This window comes from Agromyces sp. Leaf222 (assembly GCF_001421565.1).
Taxonomy (GTDB): domain Bacteria; phylum Actinomycetota; class Actinomycetes; order Actinomycetales; family Microbacteriaceae; genus Agromyces.
In genome coordinates, this window is sequence record NZ_LMKQ01000001.1 from 1,139,595 (window position 1) to 1,160,504 (window position 20,910).

Below are 20,910 nucleotides of genomic sequence, written 5' to 3' on the forward strand. Positions count from 1 at the left end.
ACATCCGGAGTTGCGTCATGGGCGGTCCGGGGCGGCCTCGCACCGGCGACCTCCGCACCCCTGCACGACCGCATGCGCGCAGCGAGGCGGCCCGACCGGGCGCCGACGGATGCCGCGTGCCGCGCGCCGTGGCATCCGTCGCCTCGATAGCGTTGGGCCATGACCGTGCCTGCCGAGCCGCCTGACGACGCCGCCGAGCGCGGCGCAGAGCCCGCCGCGGCGCCGGACGCGGCGAACGACGCCGAGCGCGCCGCCGCCGCCCAGCCGGCCGGGCGCCCCGATGCGACCGCGGCAACGTCCGACGACCTCGTGCCGCATCAGCGCGCCGCGCGCGTGCACCGCATGGGCCGCAGGGTGCCGCTGATCGCGGGGGGCATCGCCGTGGTGCTCGGAGCCCTGCTCGGCGTGGTCATCGCCGTGCGCGCGAGCGGGCTGCCGCTCGGCATCGACGAGGAATGGTCGGTCGAGCTGCTCGAGACCCACTCGGCGTGGGCCGACGCGTTCGCCCTCTTCATGAACACGTTGGGCGGTGGCATCGTGGGCGTGATCGTCGTTCCCTTGGCGATCGCGATCGCCTTGCTGGTGCTGCGGCGGCCGTGGGCTGCGCTGTACTTCGTCGCGGCCTCGGCGGCGAGCGCGCTCGTGGTGCAGGTGCTGAAAGGCCTGCTGGGGCGGCCTCGCCCCGAGGACATGATGGTCACGAGCGACTTCGGCTCGTTCCCGTCGGGGCACGTCGCGAACGCGGCGACCATCGCCGTCGCGCTCGGCATCATTTTTCCGCGGGTCTGGGTCTGGGTGTGCGGGGTGATCTACACCGTGCTCATGGCGATCAGCCGCACCTACCTCGGCGTGCACTGGCTCACCGACACGATCGGCGGCGCGCTCGTCGGTGCCGGCGCGGCCCTGCTGCTGTGGGCGGTGTTCGCGGTGCCGATGGAGCGGGAGCGGCTCCGAAGGCTCGCGGTGATCTCCGAACGGAACGCCGCCTTCGCACAGGAGCACGTGACGCCGCCGGCGCACCCGCGCACGTGACGCGGCCGCACCGCTCGCGCACGTGACGCCGCCGGCACCGCCCGTCGAACCGGTCGCCGACGAGCTTCTGCGCCAGTACTGGGATACAACGTTGTAGAGTACCCGCAGGAAACCGGGAGGCGACATGGCTGTGACGTTGCACGACGTGGCGCGCGTCGCCGGCGTGTCGATCAAGACGGTGTCGAACGTCATCAACGCGTACCCGCACATCCGCCCCGCCACGCGTGAGCGCGTCGAAGCGGCCATCGTCGAACTCGGCTACGTGCCGAACCTCACGGCGCGCAGCCTGAAGTCTGGCCGCACCGGGGCGATCGCCCTCGCCGTGCCCGAACTCGGCCTCAGCTACTTCGCCGAACTCGCGGCGGCCGTCATCGAGGCGGCGGAGGCCGCCGGGCTCGTGGTGCTCGTCGAGCAGACCGGCGGCGATCGCGATCGCGAGCTCGAGCTGCTGCGCAGCCCACGCCTCAAGATGACCGACGGCCTGATCTTCAGTGCCCTCGGCATGAGCGAGGCGGATGTCGCGAGCCTCGCGGTCGACTTCCCGATCGTGCTGCTCGGCGAGCGCATCTTCGGCGGGCCGACCGATCACGTCACCATGCGCAATGTCGAGGCGGCGCGCGCGGCGACCGAGTACCTCATCGCATCCGGACGACGTCGCATCGCCGTGGTCGGCGCGCACGAGGGCGAGGTCGTCGGGTCGGCCGCGCTGCGCATGCAGGGCTACCTCGAGGCGCTCGAGGCGCACGGCATCGAGTACGACGAGTCGCTCATCGGGTACACCACGCTCTGGCACCGCTCGAACGGGGCCAGGTCGATGACCGAGCTGCTCGACCGCGGTGCCTCGTTCGACGCGGTGTTCGGCCTGAACGACACCCTCGCGCTCGGTGCGATGCGCGTGCTCCAGGTCTCGGGTCGTCGGGTGCCCGAGGATGTCGCGGTCATGGGCTTCGACGACCTCGACGAGGCCGGGTACTCGATCCCCTCGCTCACGACGGTCGATCCCGGCCAGGACTGGATCGCGCAGACCGCCGTCGCGACGCTCATGGAGCGCATCGCGGCGGGCGCCGAACCCGGCCCGCCGCGCCTGTTGCTGGCCGACTTCCGCATCGCCGAGCGCGAATCCGCCGTCGCGACGGTCGCGCAGCGCGTCTCCTGAGCGGCGGATGCCGGCGCCAGGCGCCAGGCGCCCGGCGGCCGGCGCCCGGCCCGCCCGGTGCGGCGACCCGCCCGCCCGCCGCGACGACATGCGGGGCCCGAGCGCCGCGGGGACGCATTCTGCGGGATGGCGCCGCGTGAGGCCGCAACTCGTGTCCCTCGCGGGTACTGCTCGGCGTGTCGGCGGGCCTCCGCGCGCCGCGAGGCGGGAGTTGGCAAGCCCCGTCCCGCCCGGACGCACGCCCTGTCCCGAACGGACTTGACAGCGCACGAACCCTTCGGCATCATGTGTCTACAACGTTTACTTTACAACGTTGTACAACCCGGAGACCGGGCGCACCACAGACAGAGTTGTCCACCGCAACAGAAAGAGCACCGCACGATGAAGAGCAAGCTCCTCGCCGTCGGCGGCACGGTCGCCATCGCGGCCGCAGCCCTCACCGGCTGCAGCGCAGGCGAATCCTCCGCCACGGAATGCACCAACAAGATCGTGAACGCCGACGCCACCCAGGTGAGTGTCTGGGCCTGGTACCCGTCGTTCGAAGAGGTCGTCGACCTGTTCAACGAGAGCCACGACGACGTCCAGATCTGCTGGACGAACGCAGGCCAGGGCAACGACGAGTACACGAAGTTCTCGACGGCGCTCGAGGCCGGCTCGGGCGCGCCCGACGTCATCATGCTCGAGTCCGAGGTGCTCTCGAGCTTCTCGATCCGCGACGGACTCGTCGACCTCACCGAGTTCGGGGCGAACGACGTGAAGGGCGACTACACCGAGGGCGCATGGAAGGACGTCTCGAGCGGCGCCGCGGTCTACGCGATCCCGGTCGACGGCGGCCCCATGGGCATGCTCTACCGCCAGGACATCCTCGACGAGTACGGCATCACGGCCCCCACCACGTGGGACGAGTTCGCCGCCGCCGCGCAGACGCTGAAGGACGCGGGCGCGCCGGGCGTCCTCGCCGACTTCCCGACCAACGGCCGCGCCTACAACCAGGCGCTCTTCGCCCAGGCCGGCTCCGTGCCGTTCGAGTACGACAACGCGAACCCCACCGAGATCGGCATCGACGTCAACGACGAGGGCTCGAAGAAGGTCAACGCCTACTGGAACGACCTCGTCTCGAAGGGCCTCGTCGCCACCGACGACGCGTTCACGGCCGACTACAACACCAAGCTCGTCGACGGCAGTTACGCCATCTACGTCGCCGCGGCCTGGGGCCCCGGCTACCTCGGCGGCCTCTCGGATGCCGACAGCGACGCCGTGTGGCGCGCCGCGCCGGTTCCCCAGTGGGACCCCGCGAACCCCGTGCAGATCAACTGGGGCGGCTCGACCTTCGCCGTGACCAGCCAGGCGAAGGACAAGGAAGCCGCGGCCGTCGTGGCCAAGGAGGTCTTCGGCACCGAGGAGGCGTGGAAGATCGGCATCGAGAAGGCCGCCCTGTTCCCGCTGTGGAAGCCGATCCTCGAGTCCGACTACTTCCGCGACCTCGAGTACCCGTTCTTCGGCGGTCAGCAGATCAACAAGGACGTCTTCCTCGACGCCGCGGCCGGCTACACCGGCTTCACGTTCAGCCCGTTCCAGAACTACGCGTACGACCAGCTCACCGAGCAGCTCTACGCGATGACGCAGGGCGAGAAGGACTCCGACCAGGCGCTCGACGACCTGCAGGCCTCGCTCGAGGCGTATGCGGGCGAACAGGGCTTCACCCTGAAGTAGCAGGCGGGGCGGATGCCTCGTGGCCGACCACGAGGCATCCGCCCACCTCTTCACCACCGACCGCCTCGACGAGGAGACGAGCATGACCACCCAGACCACTGCCGGGCCGCAGCCCGTCGCGACGCGCCGCACGTCCGCGCCGCGTTCCCGCGGCTCGCGCCTCGAACGACGCCGCCAACGCTGGGGCTGGCTCTTCGTCTCCCCGTTCCTCGCGGTGTTCGCCCTGTTCCTGGTGTTCCCGCTGTTCTACGCCTTCGGCATGAGCCTGTTCACGTCGACGCTGGCCACCGGCACGAAGTTCACGGGCCTCGGGAACTACGCGAAGGCGTTCACCGACCCGCTCTTCCTCGAGGGGCTGCTGCGCGTCGCCGCGTTCGCGATCGTCATGATCCCGGCGCAGTTGATCGTCGCCCTCGCGGCGGCGCTCGTGCTCGACTCGCTCACGTCGTGGCTGTCGAAGCTCTCGCGGCTGCTCATCTTCGTGCCCTACGCCATCCCGGTCGTCATCGGCGCGCTCATGTGGAGCTTCCTCTACAGCCCGAAGTTCGGCCCGAGCGCGACGCTCTTCACCGCCGTCGGCCTGCCGACGCCCGACTTCCTCGCCTCCGACACCGTCTTCGGCAGCCTCGTGAACATCGTCACGTGGCAGTGGTCGGGCTACTACATGGTCGTCATCTACGCGGCGCTGCGCTCGATCGACCCGTCGATCTACGAGGCCGCCCGCATCGACGGCGCCAACGGATGGCAGACGGCGACCCGCATCAAGCTCCCGATGATCTCGTCGTCGATGGTCATGGTGATCACCTTCGCCCTCATCGGCACGCTGCAGTTCTTCACCGAACCGGTGGTGCTGCGCAACATCGCGCAGGGCGCGATCGACGCGGCCTACACGCCGAACATGTACGCGTACTCGCTGGCCTTCTCGTACAGCCAGTTCAACTACGCCTCGGCGATCGCGTTCTCGCTCGGCGCGCTCGTCTTCGCCGGGTCCTACCTCTTCCTCTTCCTCACCCGCAAGCAGAGCGGACTCAAGTGATGGCCATCTTCGCCAACGACGCCGCCCCCAAAGACGCCCTCACCACGGTCACCGGCGTTCCCGACCACGCGTTCCGCGGTCCCCGCGGCAACCGCCGCTCCGGCGGACGCCGCATCGGCTCGCACGTGTTCCTGATCATCCTCGCGATCTACTTCATCGTGCCGATCTGGTGGCTCTTCGTCGCCGCGACGAAGGACACCGCCGGCCTGTTCGGAAGCCCCGCCTTCTGGTTCGACGGCAACTTCGCCTTCTTCGCGAACGTCGCCGAGCTGTTCACCCACCAGGGCGGCATCTACTGGCGCTGGCTCGCCAACTCCTTCCTCTACGCGTTCGCGGGCGGCATCGGCGCGACGATCCTGGCGATCCTCGCCGGGTACGGCTTCGCGAAGTACAACTTCCGCGGACGCAACGGCGTGTTCGGCGTCATCCTCGGCTCGGTCATGGTGCCGCTCACGGCGCTCGTGATTCCGACGTTCATGCTCCTCAGCCAGTACGGCATCATCAACACGCCGTGGGCCGTGATCCTGCCGTCGCTGCTCAGCCCGTTCGGCGTCTACCTCATGCGCGTCTACACGCAGGACGCCGTGCCCGACGAGATGCTCGAGGCGGCCCGCATCGACGGCGCCGGCGAGATCCGCACGTTCTTCCAGGTGGCCCTGCCGATGCTGAAGCCCGCCATCGTGACGGTGCTGCTGCTGTCGGTCGTCGGTACCTGGAACAACTTCTTCCTCCCACTCGCGGTGCTGACCGACCCGCAGCTGCTGCCGGTCACCGTCGGCCTGAACCGGTGGACCGCGCTCTCGAACGCGGGCGCCGGCGGCGAGCAGGTCTGGAACCTCATCACCTCGGGCGCCTTCATCTCGGTGATCCCGCTCGTGCTGTCGTTCCTGTTCCTGCAGCGCTACTGGCAGGGCGGCCTGGCGATCGGCTCCATCAAGTGACGGATGCCGCGGCATCCGCTCGCCCTTCGCGCGACCACGCGACGAACGACCTCTCGACCCTTCGACCACTCGACCTCGACCGACCCTCGACTTCGATCCTGAAATGAGCATCATGAGCACCGCACGCCTCACCGTCGACCCGCACTTCGCCGTCGGCCGCATCGACCGCCGCGTCTTCGGCGGGTTCGTCGAGCACCTCGGCCGCCACGTCTACGACGGCATCTACGAGCCCGGCCACGAGAGCGCGGATGCCGAGGGCTTCCGCTCCGACGTCATCGACCTCGTGAAGGAGCTCGGCGTCTCGACGATCCGCTACCCGGGCGGCAACTTCGTGTCGGGCTTCCGCTGGGAGGACTCGGTCGGTCCGCGCGAGGAGCGCCCCCGCCGCCTCGACCTCGCCTGGCACTCGACCGAGACGAACGAGGTCGGCCTGCACGAGTTCCAGGGCTGGCTCGACAAGGTCGGCAGCGACCTCATGCTCGCCGTCAACCTCGGCACGCGCGGCACGCTGGAGGCCCTCGACCTGCTCGAGTACACGAACATCGCGGGCGGCACGGCACTCTCGCAGCGCCGCATCGACAACGGCCGCACCGACGCGTTCGGCGTGAAGATGTGGTGCCTCGGCAACGAGATGGACGGCCCGTGGCAGCTCGGCCATCGCTCGGCCGACGACTACGGCAAGATCGCCTCGCAGACCGCGAAGGCGATGCGCCAGCTCGACCCCTCGGTCGAGCTCGTGGTCTGCGGCTCGTCGAGCGCGCACATGCCGACCTTCGGCGAGTGGGAGCGCGTCGTGCTCACCCACGCCTACGACGACGTCGACTACATCTCGTGCCATGCCTACTACGAGGAGCGCGACGGCGACCTCGGTTCGTTCCTCGCGTCGGCGGTCGACATGGACCACTTCATCGAGTCGGTCGTCGCGACCGCCGACCACGTGAAGGCCGTGAACGGCAGTTCGAAGACCATCGACATCTCGTTCGACGAGTGGAACGTCTGGTACATCGAGCGCTTCCACGGCGTCGACAAGATCGAGGGCATCGACAACTGGCCGGTCGCCCCGCGCCTGCTCGAGGACGTCTACTCGGTCGCCGACGCGGTCGTCTTCGGCAACCTCATGATCTCGCTGCTGAAGCACGCAGACCGGGTGACGAGCGCCTCGCTCGCGCAGCTCGTCAACGTGATCGCCCCGATCATGACCGAGCCCGGCGGCATCGCCTGGCGCCAGACGACGTTCTTCCCGTTCTCGATCACCTCGCGCCTCGCGCAGGGCGACGCGCTCGAGCTGAAGCTCGACGCGCCGACGTACTCGACGAAGGCCTACGGCGAGGTCCCGCTCGTCGACGCCGTCGCCACGCACGACGCCGAGACCGGTCGCTCCGCGGTGTTCCTCGTGAACCGCTCGCAGACCGAGGCGCTCACCGTGACGGTCGACATCTCTGGCCTCGGCGAGGTGTCGGTGCTCGAGTCGCACACCCTCACCGACGACGACGTGTACGCGAAGAACACGCTCGAGCAGCCCGAGCGGGTCGCCCCGAGCGCGAACGAGTCGATCGTGATCGACGGCGGCGAGCTCACCATCACCCTGCCGCCGGTGTCGTGGTCGGCCGTCTCGCTCGGCTGAGCGGGGCGACGCCCCGCGTCGCGGCGGCGCTGCTCTCGGTGGGACTCCTGGGGGGACTCACCGCGTGCAGCGCACCGGGCGGCGTGTGGGAGGCCTCCGGCGACCTCGCCACCCACGATCCGGCGCTCGCCCGCGACGACGACGGCACGTGGTGGGTCTACTCGACCGGCAACGGCACGGTCGCCGAGGGCGACATCCAGATCCGCTCCTCGACCGACGGCGAGCATTGGGTGTACGAGGGCGAGGTCTGGCCCGAGAAGCCCGAGTGGCTCACCGACGCCGTGAAGGGCGTCGACAACCTCTGGGCGCCCGAGCTCGTCGAGCACGACGGCACCTGGTACCTGTACTACTCGGCGTCGCGGTTCGGCAAGAACACCTCGCTCATCGCGGTCGCGACGAACTCCACGCTCGACCCCGACGATCCCGACTTCGACTGGGTCGACGGGGGAGCGGTCATCGAGTCGACCACGTCCGACGACTTCAACGCGATCGACCCGGGCGTCGTCATCGACGAGCAGGGCACGCCGTGGATGGCGTTCGGCTCCTTCTGGAGCGGCATCCGCATGGTCGAGCTCTCGTGGCCGACCGGGCTGCGGGCCGACGACGCGGAGCCGCTTCGCATCGCCGACCGCGGTGCGCCGCCGACCGCGATCGAGGCGCCGTACCTCGTCGAGCACGACGGCGACTGGTTCCTCTTTGTCTCGCGCGACAGCTGCTGCCAGGGCGCGAAGAGCACCTACAACATCGCGGTGGGCCGAGCGGATGCCGCGACCGGCCCGTTCGTCGACCGCGACGGCGTGCCGATGCTCGACGACGGCGGCACGCCGGTGCTCGTCACCGACGGCGCCCGCGTGGGGCCCGGAGGCCAGTCCGTCGCCGACGGCGTGCTGGCGTTCCACTACTACGACGCCGACGCGGGCGGGACGTTCCGGCTCGCGCTCGCGACGATCGACTGGGACGAAGAAGGCTGGCCCGTCGTACGGTGGTGACGCGACCCCGTGACGCGACCCCGTGCCGCGAACTCGTGATGCCCGCGGCATCCGCACCAGCCAAGACGACAGGAGCACGATGACCGAACGCAACTGGGCCGGCAACCTCGCCTACGGCTCGCGCCGCTTCGCACGGCCGGGTTCGGTCGACGAACTCGCCGAACTCGTCGCCGCGACGGCGCACGACGGCACCCGCGTGCGGGCGCTCGGGTCGCGCCACTCGTTCAACCGCATCGCCGACACCGAGGGGCTGTCGATCGAGACCGGCGGACTGCCCGAGGTCGTCGAGGTCGACGAGGCGGCGCGCTCCGTGCGCGTCTCGGCGGGCCTGCGGTACGGCGAACTCGCCGAGGCGCTCGAGCGCGACGGCTGGGCGCTCGCGAACCTCGCCTCGCTGCCGCACATCTCGATCGCCGGCGCGGTCGCGACGGGCACACACGGGTCGGGCGACGCGGTCGGCTCCCTCGCGACGCAGGTCGCCGCGGTCGAGCTCGTCACGGCCGACGGCTCGGTGCGGGCGATCCGCCGTGGCGAACCCGACTTCGACGGCGCCGTGGTCGCGCTCGGCGCGCTGGGCGTGGTCACCGCCCTCGAGCTCGACATCCAGCCGACCTACGAGATCGCCCAGCACGTGTTCGAGCGGCTGCCCCTCGACGCGGTCCTCGCCGACCTCGACGCCGTCACCGGCGGCGCGACGTCGACGAGCCTGTTCACGACCTGGCGCGACCCCGACGTGATCGACCAGCTGTGGCTGAAGCAGCGCACGGAGGCCGCGGCATCCGTCGCCCTGCCGGCCGCGCTCGCGGCGATGGGCGCGACCGCGGCCACCGTGAAGCGGCACCCGCTGCCCGGCGTCTCGGCCGAGCACTGCACCGACCAGCTGGGCGTGCCGGGGCCGTGGTTCGAGCGGTTGCCGCATTTCAAGCTCGGCTTCACTCCGTCGAACGGCGACGAGCTGCAGTCGGAGTTCCTCGTGCCGAGGGCGCGCGCGGCCGAGGCGATCGGGGTCGTGCGCTCGCTCGCGTCGTCGATCGCCCCACTGCTGCAGGTGTGCGAGATCCGCACCGTCGCCGGCGACGGGCTCTGGCTCTCGCCTGCCCACGGACACGACACCGTCGGCATCCACTTCACCTGGCTGCCCGACCAGCCCGCGGTCGAGGCGCTGCTGCCGCTCCTGCAGGCCGCCCTCGAGCCGTTCGACGCCCGCCCGCACTGGGGCAAGCTGTTCGACGTCGACGAGGCGGCCGAGCGGATGTCGCGGCTCTACCCGCGCTGGCAGGACTTCGCCGCGCTCCGGGCCGGCCTCGACCCGAACGGCGTGTTCCGCAACGACCTGCTGGAGCGGCTGGGGCTCTGACCGCGGCATCCGCCCCTGAAAGCGAACGTCCCCCGGATCCCGCCGTGCGGCGGGATCCGGGGGACGAAGCAGACCAGGTCGGCCGGCGTCAGTCGGCGTCGACGAACAGGTCCGTCTGCAGCAGGGCGTACATGACGTTGTGCACGCGGTCGCGCAGGCCCTCGCCGACGCCCACGGGGTCGTCGGCCAGCGCCTTCTCGGTGGTGGAGACGGTCGAGTTGCCGAGCATCGCCAGCATCAGGTCGTTGCCGTACCGCACCGCCTGGGCGGGGTCCATGAAGGCGCCGAGCACGGCGTCGGTCGACACGATGCCGTCGAAGCCCCACTCGCCGCGCAGCACCTCCTGCAGCAACTGTTCGTTGCCGCCAGACCAACGCGGCCCGACGTGGATGAACGAGCTCATCGCGCCGTTGGCGCCGCCCTCCTTCACCGTGATCTCGAACGGACGCAGGTAGATCTCGCGGAGCGCCTGCTCGTCGACCCACACGTTGATGCCGGTGCGGGCGTTGGTCTCCTGCTCGTTGAGCGCGAAGTGCTTCATGAACGTGAGCACGTTCCTGCTCTGCGCACCCTCGACCATGGCGGCGCCCATCGTGCCGGACACGAGCGGGTCCTCCGAGTAGTACTCGAAGTTTCGGCCGCCCATCGGGGTGCGGTGGATGTTCATGCCGGGGGCGTACCAGCCCTGCACGCCGTAGGCGTTCGCCTCGTCGCCGACGGCCTCGCCCATGTCGCGGGCCAGGTCGACGTCCCACGTCGAGGCGATGACGACCTCGGTCGGGAACGACGCGGCCGTCACCTTGCTGAAGAGCGAGTTGATGCCGGCCGGGCCGTCGAGCAGGACCGCCGACGGCACGCCGAGGCGCTCGACGGCTTCGGTGCGGTAGGCGCCCTTCGCGAAGATCGCGAGCTGCTCGTCCTTCGTGAACTGGTCGAGGAAGAGCTCCCACTTCGGGTCGTCGTAGGCGAGGCCGGCGAGGTCCTCGAGCTGCAGGCCGTTGTCGGCGCCGTAGGCCGGCGCATCGCCCTCGGCCGGCTCGATCGTGGGGAACATCTCGTCGAGGAGCTCGTCGGATGCCTCCGTGGCGACGTCGGCGTCATCGGGGTAGGTGCCCGCCCAGTCGTCGCGCGACAGGTAGGTGAGGTCGCCGTCGGCGTAGCCGAAGCGGTTCTCGAGTTCGGCGCCGGTCGCGGCATCCGTGTCGAAGACGACCTGCTCGGCGATCTCGATCGGGAACGAGGCGACCGGGGTGTGCACGTCGGTGGAGACCGAGACGTCGTAGCTGCCCGCGTCGAGCACGTACGCGCCTTCGCCGCGCTCGTCCCACGACGCCAGGTCGCGCACCGGGAACGAGATCGTCACCGTCTCGGACGCGCCGGGCTCGAGCAGCGAGGTCTTGGCGTAGCCGGCGAGCTCGATCGCCGACTTCTCGATGCCGCCCGGCGTGTATGGCGCCGAGAAGTAGGCCTGCACGACGTCCTTGCCGGCGACATCGCCCGAGTTGGTCACGGTGACGTCGAGGTTCACCTCGTCGTCGGCGACGACCGGGGCGGTCGCCTTCCAGTCGAACGTGGTGTAGCTGAGGCCGTGGCCGAACGGGTACTGCACGGCCTGCTCGTAGCCCGCCTCGTCGCCCTCGTAGAAGGTCTCGTAGAAACGGTAGCCGACGTAGATGCCCTCCTCGTAGTCGACGAGCCCGCGGGCGACGTTCTCGTAGGAGTAGTTGCCGAAGTTCTCGGTCGACGGAGCGCTCGTGATGTCGTACGCGTAGGTGTCGGTCAGGTGACCCGACGGGTTCACGTCGCCGTGGAGGATCTTCGTGAGCGAGGTCGCGCCCTGCGGACCCGGCGTGCCGATCCACACGGCGCCCTTGATCTGCGGGTACTCGTCGAGGAAGCCGAGCTCCATCTGGTTGCCCGAGTTCACGACGATGACGACGTCGTCGAAGTTCGTCGTGACGACGTCGAGCAGCTCGCGCTGGGTGTCGGTGATGCGCAGCTCATCTGCCGTGAAGTCCGAGGCCTCGACCCCGTCGTTGCCGAGCACGATGAGCGCGGTGTCCGAGAAGTCCTTCGCCTGGGCGAGCACGTCGTCGGTGAGGTAGTCGGGCGACGGCTCCTTCTCCTCGGCGCCCGCGAGCATCGAGCTGAAGATCTGCACGAGGCCGTTAGCCGATCCGCCGGACTTGGTCTCGGCGCCGGCGTCTTCGGTGGCGGCCTTCACCTCGGGGTTGTAGGCGATGCCCTGGGTCTCGAGCGCGTCGTAGAGCGTGACGGCGCTCGACTGGTCGGCGCCGCCCGAGCCGCCGCCGCCGTAGCGGAGGTTGAACGACTCGAAGCCGAACACGTTGACGGTGTCGTCGGCGAGCGGCAGCACGTCGTCGTCGTTCTCGAGCAGCACGATGCCCTCGTCGGAGATGCGGCCGGCGAGCTCGGTCGAGTGCTCGCGGGCCGCGATGCCCTCGGCCGTCGAGCTGTCGACGCTGACCGAGGTCAGGCGGCCGACGTCGGCGACGGTCGGTGCGGCGACCACGGCGACGACGCCGACGACGGCGACGGCGACGCCCCAGCCGACGAGGCGGCGCGGACGTGCCTTCACCCGGCGGTACGCGCGCTCGCGACGCTTCAGCTCGCGGCGCTCGGCGCGCGACATCGAGGCGCGGGCCGCCTTGCGCTCCTGCTTCGCGGTGGCGCGGGCCTCGCGGGCCGCAGCGCGGTCGGCCTTCTTGGCTGCCGAGCGGTCCGCAGGCGACATCGCCTTCAGTTCCGCGCGTCGCTCGCGCTTCGCGGCCTTCTCGGCCTGGACGCGGGCGACCGCGTCCTGCTTGATCTCTTTCCGGGTGACCATGTCTCAGTTCGCTTTCGGGATTCGGGTGTTTCGTGCGCGCAGCTTCCATGCCGCGCTGATGAGGCGGCGAGTGCCGCGGAAGAAGTGACGGTTCACCATGAGCAGCAGTCCGTCGAGCATGTCCTCGTCGAACGCCCCGCCCGAGAGGCGCGGGATCGAGCGGAACGGGAGGTCGAGCGCGAAGTACGTGTTGTTCGCCGCATGGGGTCGCTTGAGCAGCATGAGCACGCGGTGGCTCGTCGTGATCAGCCGGTACAGCAAGCCGCCGAATCCGCCGCGGCCCTTCGTCTGGGCGATGATGTCGTCGCGCGTGAGCGGCCGGTTCGCAGGCCAGTCCGCCGCGGGCAGCGACCGGCCGAGGAGTGCCTCGAACTCGCCGGCGCCGGCGCTCTGCACGTGGCCGGAGACGTAGTGCGGCAGGTCGGCGGCATCGCCGAGCGACCACGCCTCGCCCTCGATCCCGATCGTCGCGCGAAGCCGGATGTCGCGGGACGACGCGCCGGCGAGCACGGCGTAGCTGCCGGGCACCGTGCGCCAGTCGTGGGTTCCGACGTCGTACGCCGAGAAGGCGTGCTCGGCGAGCGTCACCTCGACCCGGGCGTGCTCGCCCGGCTCGAGTCGGACCTTCGCGAAGCCGCGCAGCTCGCGCGGGGCGCGGAACTCGCCGTTCGCGGCATCCGGAGCCTCGACGTAGACCTGCACGATCTCGGAGCCGGCGCGCTCGCCGGTGTTCGTCACGGTGAGTCGTGCCGTCGTCTCGTCGACCACGAGGTCGGCGTACGCGAACTCGGTGTAGCCCAGCCCGTGCCCGAAGGGATAGCGCACCGGGGCGCCGATCTTGTCGTAGTAGCGGTAGCCGAGGTAGATGCTGTCGCGGTGCTCGGAGGTCGCCTCGGTGAGCCGGAAGGTCGTCGAGGACGCGACGTCGGAGTACCGCAGCGGGTAGGTCTCGGCGAGCTTGCCGCCCGGTTCGGATGCGCCGGTGAGCACGTCGACGATCGCACGCCCGCCGCCCTGGCCCCCGAGGTAGCCGTGCACGATGGCGTCGACGCGGTCGGCGAACGGCAGCTCCACCGGGGAACCGCCCGCGAGCACGACGACGACGGGCCGGCCGACGGCGATGAGCTCCTCGGCGAGGTCGAGCTGGTTGCGGGCGAGGCGCATGTGGGTGCGGTCGACCGCCTCGGCCTCGGCGGACTCGTCGAGGCCGAGGAAGAGCAGCACAACGTCGGAGCCCTTGGCGAGCTCGAGGGCGCGTCGCCGCAGCCGCTTCGACGAGCCGTCCATGCGGGTGAAGCCCGGTTCGAAGCCGGCGACGTCGAGCGCCGAGGCGCGCAAGGCGTCGAGGGCGGAATCGACACGGGTCGGATTGACGAGGGAGCTGCCGGCGCCCTGGTAGCGCGGCGTCTCGGCGAAGTCGCCGATGACGGCGACGCGACCGCGCCCTGGCGCGAGGGGGAGCGTGCGGTCGCGGTTGGCGAGGAGCACGACCGAGGCGCGCGCGGCCTCGACGGCGAGCTCGTGGTGCGCATCGAGGTCGGCGGGAGCCGCATCGCCGGGCGCGGTGCGCTCGATGAGCTCGAGCACCTCGGCCACGCGTGCGTCGAGCACGGCCTCGTCGAGCAGGCCGGCCTCGACGGCACGCACGATCTCCTGGTCGGTGACCCCGTTCGTCGACGGCATCTCGAGGGCGTTCCCTGCGATGAGGCCGGCGACGCGGTCGTTGCTGCCGCCCCAGTCGGTGACGACGAGCCCGTCGAAGCCCCATCGCCGGCGCAGGACCTGCTGCATGAGCTCCTGGTTCTCGTTCGCATAGGTGCCGTTCACGCGGTTGTACGAGCTCATGACGGTCCAGGCGTCGCCGCCCGTGATCGCGAGACGGAAGCCCTCGAGGTAGAGCTCGTGGAGCGCGCGTTCGTCGACGACCTCGTCGATGCTCATGCGGTGCGTCTCCTGGCTGTTCACCGCGAAGTGCTTGGCGGATGCCGCGACGCCCCGTGACTGCACGCCGGAGATGAACGAGGCGGCGAGCGTGCCGGAGAGCAGGGGGTCCTCCGAGAAGTACTCGAAGTTGCGCCCCGCGAGCGGATTGCGCTTGATGTTCAGGCCCGGCCCGAGGAGCACGCTGACCTGCTCGGCCGCCGCCTCGGTGCCGAGCGCCTCGCCGACGCGGCGCAGCAGCACCGGATCCCAGCTGTTGGCGAGCGTCGCCGCGGTCGGGAAGCAGGTGGCGGGGATGCTCGCGTTCAGGCCGAGGTGGTCGGCGGCGCCACCCTGCTTGCGCAGGCCGTGCGGGCCGTCGGTGAGCATGATCGAGGGGATGCCGACACGGGGGATCGCCTTCGTGTTCCAGAAGTTCGCGCCCGACATGAGCGATGCCTTCTCGGCGAGGGTCAGCTGGTCGAGCAGGTGCTGAACGCGCTCAGGCATGGGGGACTCCTCGGACGACGCTGGTCGATGTGCTGGCTGCCCTGTCGGAGACGGAGCGGATGCCGACGCGCTGGGGGTGCGCGAGTGCTATCGTAGCCGAATTCCACCATGTGGTGGAATTCGAGCGGACGCAGCGACGAGGCGTGGAAGCATGGAGGCGTGATGACGACCGGCGACGACGAACTGATCAGACACCTCGAGGGCTACGTCAACGGCCGTGCCACGAAGCACCAGATCGTCGCCCGCGCCGCGGAGGCGTTCGCGCAGCAGGGCTTCCACGGCGCCTCGGTGCGCGGCATCGCGAGGGCGGCCGGCGTCGACCACTCGACGCTCCTGCACCACTTCGGCGACAAGACCTCGCTCCTGCTGGCCGTGCTCGAGTGGCAGGACGCGCAGCACCTGCCGGTCGACTTCTCGTCGTCTGCCCCGTCGCTGCCGTCCTCGCCGGAGACCGTGGCCGACGGCTTCGTCGCCACCGCCGAGCGCAACGTCGGCGCCCCCGGTCTCGTGCAGCTGCTCTCCGTCATGACCGCCGAGGCCGGCGCGCCCGACCACCCGGCGAGGGAGCTGCTGCAGCGCCGCCAGCAGATCCCGAAGCAGGTCATCGCCGACACGATCCGCGCGCAGCGGATCGCCGGTGCGGTCGACGACGACGGGCTGACGCCGGAGCAGTCCGCCGCCGTCGTGATCGCGACCTGGGAGGGCCTGCAGGTCTACGACGCCCTGAACCCGTGCGAACTCGACGTTCCCGACTTGCTCGGGCGAGCCCTGCGGCGCGCCTTCGGGCTGGCTGAGCCCGACGCGGCCTGACCCGCGCTCCGGCCGGCACCCGGCTCGACGACCCGGGCTCGGGCCCGACGCTCCGGCCCGACGCTCCGGCCCGCCGCGACTACCCGCCGGCGAACGGCGGCAGGATGTCGACCTGCTCCGACAGCGCGGCAGCTGGGTCGCGCTCGACGCGCCCGCCGACGAGGAACGAGCCCGACTTCAGCACGCGTTCCATGGGGGCGCCGTAGCGGGCGAGCAGCAGGTCGCGCAGATCCGCCACGGTGGCGGATGCCGCGAGCTCGAGTCGCTCCTCTTCGAGGCCGGCCGCCTCGGCGGCCGCAGCGAAGTACCGAACGGTCACGAGCGTCACGACCTCGATGCTACCCGGCGGGTGCGTGCGAGGATGGCAGCATGAATCCGGCGCCGAACGCGGGGGTCGAGACCGGCCCGACGGTCGCATCGCGGCCGGGCCCGCTCGTCGAGCCCGGTCCGCCGCTCACGGCCCAGCAGGTCTCGCGCTTCAGCCGCCAGCTGATGCTTCCCGGCTTCGGCGAGCTCGCGCAGCGGCGCCTCGCGGCCGCACGGGTGCTCGTCGTCGGCGCGGGCGGTCTCGGCAGCGCCCTGGTGCCGTACCTCGCGGGCAGCGGCGTCGGCACGATCGGCCTCGTCGACGACGACACCGTCGAACTGTCGAACCTGCATCGGCAGGTCAGCCACGGCGTCGCCGACGTCGGCCGCCCGAAGGTCGACTCGCTCGCCGACGCGGTCGCGAGCATCGATCCGGCGTGCCGCGTCATCCGTCATCGTGATCGCCTCACCTCGGCGAACGCGCTCGAGGTGCTCGCGGGCTACGACCTGGTGGTCGACGGCAGCGACAACTTCCCGACCCGCTACCTCGTGAACGACGCGGCGCTGCTCGCCGGCATCCCGCTCGTGTGGGGTTCGATCCTGCGCTTCCACGGTCAGGTCGGGGTCTCGTGGCACGCGTCCGGGCCCACGTACCGAGACCTGTTCCCGGTGCCGCCGTCGCCCGACGAGGTGCTCTCCTGCGCGCAGGGCGGCGTGCTGCCGAGCGTGTGCGCGTGGGTCGGCGCCCTCATGTCGACCGAGGTCGTGAAGCTCGTCACGGGCGTCGGCGAGCCGCTGCTCGGGCGGGTCACGACGATCGACGCCCTCTCGGGCCGCTCGCGCGAGCTCTCGTACCGGGCGATCGCGGATGCCGCCGAGATCACGTCGCTCGTCGACTACGAGCTCTTCTGCGGCCTGCCGACGGCGACGTCGACGGGCGCGACCGAGGCGGATGCCGCGGCCGCCGCGCTCGCCGAGGCATCCGCGCCGCGCGGGGTCACCGCGGCCGACCTGCTCGCCCGGGTGCGCGGCGGCGAGCCGGTGCGCCTGCTCGACGTTCGAGAGCCCGCGGAGGCCGAGCTGCGCCGCATCGAGGGCAGCGAGCTGCTGCCCCTCGGCGACCTCGTCGCCGGCGCCGAGCCGCACCCGGGCGACGCCCCGCTCGTCGTGTACTGCGAACAGGACCTCCGCTCGCGTCGCGCGGCACGGCTGCTGCTCGAGCGCGGGCACGACGACGTCGTGTTCCTCGTGGGCGGCATCGACCGGTTCGCGAGCGTCGCCGACGACCTCGTGCAGCGCTGAGCCCTGGAGGAACCGCACACATGCGCCACACGCCGCACTACCTGATGACCGACCCAGACGAGGTGAAGCGCCTGATCCGTGCCAACGCGTGGGCGACGTTCGTCTCGCCGGCGAGCACGGGGCTCGTGGCCTCGCACTACCCGGTCATCCTCGACGAGGCGGCCGACGGCATCACGATCGTCAGCCACTTCGGGCGGCCCGACGAGGTGCTGCACGAGCTGGGCGCGCACGAGGTGCTCGTGATCATCCAGGGCCCGCACGACTACGTCTCGCCGAGCTGGTACGCCCCCGGCGAGGTCATCCCGACCTGGAACCACGTCACCGCCCACCTGTACGGCACCCCCGAGATCCTCAGCGACGACGAGAACTACGAGATGCTCAACCGGCTCACGGACCACTTCGAGCAGCACCAGGCGGGCGGTCGCAGCCTCGCCGACGACGAGGCGGGCACCCGACGGGTGGCGAAGGGCACGGTCGGCCTGCGCATGCGCGTCGACCGCTTCGATGCGAGGGCGAAACTGAGCCAGAACAAGGCTCCGGATGTCGCGGCGAACGTGATCGCCAACCTCGACGAGCGCAATCCGGCCCTCGCCGACGAGATGCGTCGCGTGCACGCGCCAGCAGCTCCTCAGCCGCCGATGTAGCTCATCTCGACCTTGGGCCGCGCCGCGCGCAGCTCGGGCGTGAGGGTCGCGCGCACCTCGGAGTAGCGGTCGTCGCGCGCGCCCCAGATCGCGCCCATCGCGTCGGCGAGGCCGTCGTCGTCGATGCCGCCGCGCAGCAGGGCCCGCAGGTCGTGCCCCTCCGACGCGAACAGGCACGTGAACAGGCGCCCCTCGGTCGAGATGCGGGCCCGGTTGCAGGTGCCGCAGAACGCCTGCGTCACGCTCGAGATCACGCCGATCTCACCGCCCCCGTCGAGGTAGCGCCAGCGTGCGGCCGTCTCACCGGGGGCCGTCGCGCCGACGGCGGCCAGCGGCATCCGCTCGCCGATGCGCTCGACGATCTCGGCCGACGGCACGACCTCGCCGAGCTCCCACCCGTTCGACGTGCCGACGTCCATGTACTCGATGAAGCGCAGCGTGAACGGGGTGCCCTTGAAGTACTCGGCCATCGGCAGGATCTCGTGGTCGTTGAGGCCGCGCTTGACGACCATGTTCACCTTGACCGGGCCGAGGCCGGCGTCGTGGGCGGCCTGGATGCCGTCGAGCACGCGCCCGACCGGGAACCGCACGTCGTTCATCGACTGGAACAGTTCGTCGTCGAGCGAGTCGAGCGACACCGTGACGCGCGTGAGCCCAGCGGCCTTCAACGAGGCCGCCTTCATCGCGAGCGCCGAGCCGTTCGTGGTCAGGGCGATCTCGAGCGGGCGCCCGTCTGGCGTGCGCAGTTCGGCGAGCTGTGCGATGAGCCCCTCGAGGCCGCGCCGGAGCAGCGGTTCGCCGCCGGTGAGGCGCAACTTCTCGACGCCGTGCGCGGCGGCGATGCGGGCGATGCGGGTGATCTCCTCGAAGCTCAGCAGCTCGTCGCGGTCGAGGAACGCGTAGTCGCGCCCGAACACGGCCTTTGGCATGCAGTACACGCAGCGGAAGTTGCAGCGGTCGGTCACCGAGATGCGCAGGTCCCGCAGGGGCCGGTCGCGCAGGTCGGCGAGTCGCCCGGTCGAGGGCAGACGCATCGCCGTGCTCGTCATCGCATCCCCTTCCGTGGCGTCAACGCTAACACCGGGGTGGGGATGCCTCGGGCTTCATCCGCCCCGCCCCGGTCAGGGGACGCTCGAGCGCGACGCGGTGGCGGCCGGGCTCGACGCCTAGCATGGACGCAGCAAGGAGGTCACCATGGATTCGTTCGACCACTCGCTCCAGTCGAGTCCCGGTTCCGGTTCCGCGTCGGGCACCGCAGCCGGTGCCGGCGCCGATGGCACGGTCGCCGATCGCACCGTTGCCGATGACCATGTCGCCGATCGGGCGGCCGCCTACCTCGCCCATGCCGTCGACCTGGCCACCGCGAACGTGCAGCACGGGGGCGGGCCGTTCGGGGCGGTCGTCGTCGCCGCCGACGGACGGGTGTTCGAGGGCGTCAATCGGGTCACCGCGAACCTCGACCCGACCGCCCACGCGGAGGTCACCGCGATCCGTGCCGCCTGCACGGGACTCGGCACCTTCGACCTGAGCGGCGCGACGCTCTACGCGAGCTGCGAACCGTGCCCGATGTGTCTCGCATCCTCCCTCTGGGCGCGCATCGACCGGGTCTTCTTCGCGGCGGATCGCGACGATGCGGCCGATGCCGGCTTCGACGACGCGGTCTTCGATCGCTACTTCGAAGGTGGTGAGGAGGACCGTCGCATCATGCCGGTCGGCAGCATCGACCTCGGGCACGATCGGAGCGTCGCGCCGTTCACCGCGTGGAAGCGCAAGGGCGACCGCGTCGACTACTGAGCCGTCCACGTGGCCGCTACCCGGGCAGACACGGCAGGCGGAGCAGGCGGAGCAGGCGCGACCGGCGTCGTGCGCCCCTGTTCGGCGTGCCCACGCGTCACGGCTTGCTCCTCGATCTGCTGGAGCACCCGTGCCGCGACGCTCACCGCGATCGCGGCCGGATCCTTCGACCCGATGCCGTCGATGCCGATGGGGGTCGCGACGCGGGCGAGGGACGCGTCCTCGTGGCCGGCCTCGCGGAGCCGCTGCTCGAAGCGTGCCCACTTCGATCTCGACCCGATCAGGCCGATCGACGCGAGGCCGTCGGTGCCGAGTGCGGCTTCGATGATCGCGAGGTCCTCGACGTGATCGTGCGTCATGACGAGCACGTGCGCGCCGGTGGGGAGCAGCATCAGCGCCGACTCGGGCACCTGCGGGCCGTGGACGAGCACGGTGGCCACGGCGTCGGCGAGCGGCCCGCTCGACCCCGGGACCCCGATCCGCTCCGGCGCGAGCATCTCGGGGCGGGAATCCACGAGATGGAGCTCGATCCGCTGCCGGACGAGGATCCGCGCCAGCTCCAGTCCGACGTGTCCGACCCCGAAGACGGCGACCACGGGAACGGCCAGTACCGGTTCGAGCAACATGGTGACCTCGCCTCCGCAGCATTGCACGCCGTACTCCGTCGCGACCCGGTCGCTCAACGTCAGCTTCATCAGTTCGGGCTCGTCGGCGGCTTCGCCGAGCAGCTCGCGGGCGCGGGCGATGACCGTGGCCTCGAGGTTGCCGCCGCCGACCGTGCCGAACGTTGCGGTCGCCGACACGACCATCTTGGCCCCGCCGTTGCGTGGAGCGTGGCCGCGCACCGTCGCCACGGTCACGATGACCGACGGCGTCCGTGCCGCACGGAGCGCCTGCGCCGCATCCAACCAGTCCATCGCTCGACCCG

17 protein-coding genes are annotated in these 20,910 nt (G+C 70.8%); 12 read left to right on the forward strand and 5 right to left on the reverse strand.

Going from position 1 to position 20,910, the window contains the following annotated elements; all coding sequences use genetic code 11:
* Positions 1 to 159: 159 nt before the first annotated feature.
* The 8 genes from ASE68_RS04985 (at position 160) to ASE68_RS05020 (ending at position 9,848) form a co-directional block, all read left to right on the forward strand.
* Positions 160 to 1,032, forward strand: a complete 873-nt coding sequence (locus ASE68_RS04985; RefSeq protein ID WP_235480765.1) for a phosphatase PAP2 family protein — start codon at positions 160 to 162, stop codon at positions 1,030 to 1,032.
* A gap of 124 nt (positions 1,033 to 1,156) precedes the next feature.
* The gene (locus ASE68_RS04990; RefSeq protein WP_055855735.1) at positions 1,157 to 2,188 is read left to right on the forward strand and encodes a LacI family DNA-binding transcriptional regulator; all 1,032 of its coding nucleotides are present in this window, start codon (positions 1,157 to 1,159) and stop codon (positions 2,186 to 2,188) included.
* 381 nt (positions 2,189 to 2,569) lie between these two features.
* Positions 2,570 to 3,901, forward strand: a complete 1,332-nt coding sequence (locus ASE68_RS04995; RefSeq protein WP_055855738.1) for an ABC transporter substrate-binding protein — start codon at positions 2,570 to 2,572, stop codon at positions 3,899 to 3,901.
* A gap of 19 nt (positions 3,902 to 3,920) precedes the next feature.
* Positions 3,921 to 4,937, forward strand: coding sequence for a carbohydrate ABC transporter permease (locus tag ASE68_RS05000; protein WP_235480766.1), 1,017 nt, complete (start codon positions 3,921 to 3,923; stop codon positions 4,935 to 4,937).
* Entirely contained in the window at positions 4,937 to 5,878 is a 942-nt protein-coding gene (locus ASE68_RS05005; RefSeq protein WP_082462019.1) for a carbohydrate ABC transporter permease, read from the forward strand. Before ASE68_RS05000 ends, ASE68_RS05005 begins: the two co-directional genes overlap by 1 nt.
* A 112-nt stretch (positions 5,879 to 5,990) precedes the next feature.
* On the forward strand, positions 5,991 to 7,502 hold the full coding sequence (locus tag ASE68_RS05010) for an alpha-N-arabinofuranosidase (protein WP_055860749.1): 1,512 nt from the start codon (positions 5,991 to 5,993) through the stop codon (positions 7,500 to 7,502).
* Positions 7,478 to 8,491 (forward strand): arabinan endo-1,5-alpha-L-arabinosidase, encoded by a 1,014-nt coding sequence (locus tag ASE68_RS05015; RefSeq protein WP_082462020.1) that lies wholly within the window; start codon positions 7,478 to 7,480, stop codon positions 8,489 to 8,491. Before ASE68_RS05010 ends, ASE68_RS05015 begins: the two co-directional genes overlap by 25 nt.
* A 79-nt stretch (positions 8,492 to 8,570) precedes the next feature.
* A complete protein-coding gene (locus tag ASE68_RS05020) occupies positions 8,571 to 9,848 on the forward strand; it encodes an FAD-binding protein (protein WP_055855741.1) in 1,278 nt (425 codons plus the stop codon).
* A gap of 88 nt (positions 9,849 to 9,936) precedes the next feature.
* Here ASE68_RS05020 and ASE68_RS05025 read toward each other — a convergent pair whose 3' ends face one another.
* Together ASE68_RS05025 and ASE68_RS05030 are read right to left on the reverse strand one after the other, a co-directional pair.
* On the reverse strand, positions 9,937 to 12,696 hold the full coding sequence (locus ASE68_RS05025) for a glycoside hydrolase family 3 protein (RefSeq protein WP_055855743.1): 2,760 nt from the start codon (positions 12,694 to 12,696) through the stop codon (positions 9,937 to 9,939).
* A 3-nt stretch (positions 12,697 to 12,699) separates the two neighbouring features.
* The gene (locus tag ASE68_RS05030; protein WP_055855746.1) at positions 12,700 to 15,126 is read right to left on the reverse strand and encodes a glycoside hydrolase family 3 C-terminal domain-containing protein; all 2,427 of its coding nucleotides are present in this window, start codon (positions 15,124 to 15,126) and stop codon (positions 12,700 to 12,702) included.
* 162 nt (positions 15,127 to 15,288) lie between these two features.
* Here ASE68_RS05030 and ASE68_RS05035 point away from each other — a divergent pair, with 162 nt between their 5' ends.
* Positions 15,289 to 15,936: a TetR/AcrR family transcriptional regulator gene (locus ASE68_RS05035; protein ID WP_055855749.1), complete on the forward strand. Its 648-nt coding sequence runs from the start codon at positions 15,289 to 15,291 to the stop codon at positions 15,934 to 15,936.
* Positions 15,937 to 16,015: 79 nt separating this feature from the next.
* On the opposite strand, the gene ASE68_RS05040 is transcribed toward ASE68_RS05035, so the two are convergent.
* A complete protein-coding gene (locus tag ASE68_RS05040; protein ID WP_055855752.1) occupies positions 16,016 to 16,264 on the reverse strand; it encodes a MoaD/ThiS family protein in 249 nt (82 codons plus the stop codon).
* Between the two features lie 41 nt (positions 16,265 to 16,305).
* On the opposite strand from ASE68_RS05040, the gene ASE68_RS05045 reads away from it, so the two are divergent.
* Both ASE68_RS05045 and ASE68_RS05050 read left to right on the forward strand, forming a co-directional pair.
* Complete coding sequence (locus ASE68_RS05045; RefSeq protein WP_055855754.1) at positions 16,306 to 17,544, forward strand: ThiF family adenylyltransferase; 1,239 nt, start codon at positions 16,306 to 16,308, stop codon at positions 17,542 to 17,544.
* A gap of 20 nt (positions 17,545 to 17,564) precedes the next feature.
* Positions 17,565 to 18,188, forward strand: coding sequence for an FMN-binding negative transcriptional regulator (locus ASE68_RS05050; RefSeq protein ID WP_055855756.1), 624 nt, complete (start codon positions 17,565 to 17,567; stop codon positions 18,186 to 18,188).
* Here ASE68_RS05050 and moaA read toward each other — a convergent pair.
* On the reverse strand, positions 18,173 to 19,237 hold the full coding sequence (gene moaA, locus ASE68_RS05055; RefSeq protein WP_055855758.1) for a GTP 3',8-cyclase MoaA: 1,065 nt from the start codon (positions 19,235 to 19,237) through the stop codon (positions 18,173 to 18,175). The two genes, ASE68_RS05050 and moaA, sit on opposite strands and share 16 nt — an antisense overlap.
* Positions 19,238 to 19,382: 145 nt before the next feature.
* Here moaA and ASE68_RS05060 point away from each other — a divergent pair, with 145 nt between their 5' ends.
* Positions 19,383 to 19,982, forward strand: a complete 600-nt coding sequence (locus ASE68_RS05060) for a nucleoside deaminase (protein WP_082462023.1) — start codon at positions 19,383 to 19,385, stop codon at positions 19,980 to 19,982.
* Here the strand turns inward: ASE68_RS05060 and xdhC are convergent.
* Positions 19,976 to 20,899 carry a xanthine dehydrogenase accessory protein XdhC gene (xdhC, locus tag ASE68_RS05065; protein WP_082462024.1) on the reverse strand — a complete coding sequence of 308 codons (924 nt, stop codon included), beginning with the start codon at positions 20,897 to 20,899 and terminating at the stop codon, positions 19,976 to 19,978. The genes ASE68_RS05060 and xdhC overlap by 7 nt on opposite strands.
* Positions 20,900 to 20,910 lie beyond the last annotated feature (11 nt).

What these genes read in the sequence shown, in the direction of transcription:
- moaA (WP_055855758.1), bottom strand. Translation starts at nt 19,237, where the DNA reads ATGACGAGCACGGCGATGCGTCTGCCCTCGACCGGGCGACTCGCCGAC.
- ASE68_RS05025 (WP_055855743.1), bottom strand. Translation starts at nt 12,696, where the DNA reads ATGGTCACCCGGAAAGAGATCAAGCAGGACGCGGTCGCCCGCGTCCAG.
- ASE68_RS05060 (WP_082462023.1), top strand. Translation starts at nt 19,383, where the DNA reads ATGGATTCGTTCGACCACTCGCTCCAGTCGAGTCCCGGTTCCGGTTCC.
- ASE68_RS05045 (WP_055855754.1), top strand. Translation starts at nt 16,306, where the DNA reads ATGAATCCGGCGCCGAACGCGGGGGTCGAGACCGGCCCGACGGTCGCA.
- ASE68_RS05005 (WP_082462019.1), top strand. Translation starts at nt 4,937, where the DNA reads ATGGCCATCTTCGCCAACGACGCCGCCCCCAAAGACGCCCTCACCACG.
- ASE68_RS05050 (WP_055855756.1), top strand. Translation starts at nt 17,565, where the DNA reads ATGCGCCACACGCCGCACTACCTGATGACCGACCCAGACGAGGTGAAG.
- xdhC (WP_082462024.1), bottom strand. Translation starts at nt 20,899, where the DNA reads ATGGACTGGTTGGATGCGGCGCAGGCGCTCCGTGCGGCACGGACGCCG.
- ASE68_RS04995 (WP_055855738.1), top strand. Translation starts at nt 2,570, where the DNA reads ATGAAGAGCAAGCTCCTCGCCGTCGGCGGCACGGTCGCCATCGCGGCC.
- ASE68_RS04985 (WP_235480765.1), top strand. Translation starts at nt 160, where the DNA reads ATGACCGTGCCTGCCGAGCCGCCTGACGACGCCGCCGAGCGCGGCGCA.
- ASE68_RS05010 (WP_055860749.1), top strand. Translation starts at nt 5,991, where the DNA reads ATGAGCACCGCACGCCTCACCGTCGACCCGCACTTCGCCGTCGGCCGC.
- ASE68_RS05020 (WP_055855741.1), top strand. Translation starts at nt 8,571, where the DNA reads ATGACCGAACGCAACTGGGCCGGCAACCTCGCCTACGGCTCGCGCCGC.
- ASE68_RS05035 (WP_055855749.1), top strand. Translation starts at nt 15,289, where the DNA reads ATGACGACCGGCGACGACGAACTGATCAGACACCTCGAGGGCTACGTC.
- ASE68_RS04990 (WP_055855735.1), top strand. Translation starts at nt 1,157, where the DNA reads ATGGCTGTGACGTTGCACGACGTGGCGCGCGTCGCCGGCGTGTCGATC.
- ASE68_RS05030 (WP_055855746.1), bottom strand. Translation starts at nt 15,126, where the DNA reads ATGCCTGAGCGCGTTCAGCACCTGCTCGACCAGCTGACCCTCGCCGAG.